Annotated in this window: 3 protein-coding genes and 1 pseudogene; all 4 read right to left on the bottom strand. The window is 29.4% G+C overall.

Going from position 1 to position 2,037, the window contains the following annotated elements; translation table 11 throughout:
• Positions 1-360, bottom strand: a pseudogene (locus LS81_RS10765) (hypothetical protein); the annotation flags it as partial.
• On the bottom strand, positions 350-949 hold the full coding sequence (locus tag LS81_RS10760; RefSeq protein WP_138069953.1) for a hypothetical protein: 600 nt from the start codon (positions 947-949) through the stop codon (positions 350-352). The gene LS81_RS10760 and the pseudogene LS81_RS10765, both read right to left, overlap by 11 nt.
• 152 nt (positions 950-1,101) lie before the next feature.
• Positions 1,102-1,464: a hypothetical protein gene (locus LS81_RS10755; RefSeq protein ID WP_138069952.1), complete on the bottom strand. Its 363-nt coding sequence runs from the start codon at positions 1,462-1,464 to the stop codon at positions 1,102-1,104.
• Complete coding sequence (locus LS81_RS10750) at positions 1,457-1,906, bottom strand: hypothetical protein (RefSeq protein WP_138069951.1); 450 nt, start codon at positions 1,904-1,906, stop codon at positions 1,457-1,459. The genes LS81_RS10755 and LS81_RS10750 overlap by 8 nt, the downstream gene beginning before the upstream one ends.
• Positions 1,907-2,037 lie beyond the last annotated feature (131 nt).

Here is a 2,037-nt window from a genome sequence, read left to right as displayed (position 1 = left end):
AATCTCTTTAGATTCTGTATTCTTTTGTTTTCTTTTTTCTCCAAATAAAGTAGCAGAGAATCCACTTTCAGTATTTGGTTGATGAATGAGTAAATCATAGCGAGAAAAGAATCTTTGTGCTTGGGTGGGAGTCATGTCGCCTTTGAGTTCATCATCAAATATTAGACCTGTATCTTTGACTTTATAGCCTTTGTAAGTCATGTCTAAAATATCATGAAGAGTTATGGGTTTGTCAGCTTTATCACCATATTTTTCTCTATCATTCTCAATTTTCTTCCCTATTAAATGAAAATATCCATAAGCTGCCATTGCTAATTCAGCATTATCTCTTAGTTTTTGTATTTGTTGTTTATTGCCCATTATTGTTCCTTAAGTATTGCATTTCTGCATTTACATCAACACATGTTAAAACTCCCTCACTCCAATAAAACCCACTCCCTTCATTACCATCTGGAAAATAACGTCTTGTTTGCCAAGTAGTTAAAAATCCTATTAGAGGTAAATTTTGTTGAAAAAATTTCTCTTTGGAATGCGGATATAAAAAGACATAATTATAACTTAATCTACCCTTATTTTTTGGAGTAGAAGAAGAGTAATTGATTACTTTTCTCTGATAATCAATTGCAATAGGTGAGCCATGGGCTATTTGCGCTTCTTTATTCAACTCCTCCCAATCTAGCGTATCTAAACTTGTATCAAAATACCCTAGAATCTTATTATACTTCTCCTCATTATTAGGTAATTCATTAAGCTTACACATATTTCTAAATTGCCAATAACTAGGCTCTAAATAAAATGAATATGGTGTGTAATAAAACATAATTAAACCTATACTTCCAAGCACTACAAGAAATTTAGATATATGCTTTTGTGATTTAAAGAGTTTTCTATATATAAGCCACCATATAATATATGAAAGAGTAAAGAATAGAAAATAAAAAAATACCATAGGCGGATACACAAAAAGCATTACCAAGCCTATACTTACAACAAATGTTAGGGCTATAGAAATCTGTTCTTGCGATTTAAAGACTTTTCTGTATATAAGCCATAAAAGAAAATATGAAAGAGTAAAGACGATAAGGAGAAAACATACTATTGCTAAAAGCATTGTAATTCCTTTAGGAGTTTGGATTCTGTATTCCTTTGTTTTCTTTTTTCTCCAAATAAAGTAGCAGAAAAGCCACTTTCAGTATTTGGTTGATGGATAAGTAAATCATAGCGAGAAAAGAATCTTTTTGCTTGATTGGGAGTCATGTCGCCATTGAGTTTGCCAATTTTAAATCCTCTTTCATCAATAATTTTAGAGTTTTTATAGGTAATATCTAAAACATCTTCAAAGGTAACAATTTTATCTTCATCTTTTATATCAAATTTATTATCAACGCAATGAAAATATCCATAACTTGCCTGTGCAATTTCCGCCATATTCCTTAGTTTATTGATTTGTTGTTTATTATCCATCTAACTCTCCTACTAAGCTTCTGCAATCTATTTCACCGTCAAACTTTAATCTAAAATCCATATTACCCTCATTACCATAAATATTTGGTGCATAGTTTTTCCATATTGGTCTAAAATACATTTTATCAATATTTTTAAAAGTTAATGTTTTGTTGTTTGGATTCTTATAATAAATATATACTCCTAAATCTATTCTATTGCTATAACCTATTTTTGCATAACCATTTTTTCCTATACTACCATCTAAACTCTTATCAAAATAAGCTAAGATTCTATTATATTTTTCCTCACTTTTTGGGTAATTATTTAACTTACACATTTTTTTAAATTGATGATAACTTGGTTGCAAGTTATATGGCACAAGCCACCCCCAACCACTAATACAACCATTAAACAACAAAGCAACACTAGATAATAAAAGAATGTGTAAAAACTTTTTCATTTATGCTACCTTTCTAGATTCTATATATTCTTTAGAATCTCTTTCTACATAAAAAGGAATATTTCCTATACATTGATTATAAAACAAAAGCATATCAAGATGTTGTTTTTTAGGGAGATTTCTTAATGTGA

The organism is Helicobacter trogontum, from assembly GCF_000765905.2.
In the GTDB taxonomy this organism is placed as follows: domain Bacteria; phylum Campylobacterota; class Campylobacteria; order Campylobacterales; family Helicobacteraceae; genus Helicobacter_A; species Helicobacter_A trogontum.
Note: the sequence above shows the minus strand (reverse complement) of the source record. Positions and strands in the feature narration are given on the sequence as shown.

Excerpts from the sequence above, each read along its gene's own strand:
- LS81_RS10760 (WP_138069953.1), bottom strand. The coding sequence starts at position 949 with ATGGTATTTTTTTATTTTCTATTCTTTACTCTTTCATATATTATATGG.
- LS81_RS10755 (WP_138069952.1), bottom strand. The coding sequence starts at position 1,464 with ATGGATAATAAACAACAAATCAATAAACTAAGGAATATGGCGGAAATT.
- LS81_RS10750 (WP_138069951.1), bottom strand. The coding sequence starts at position 1,906 with ATGAAAAAGTTTTTACACATTCTTTTATTATCTAGTGTTGCTTTGTTG.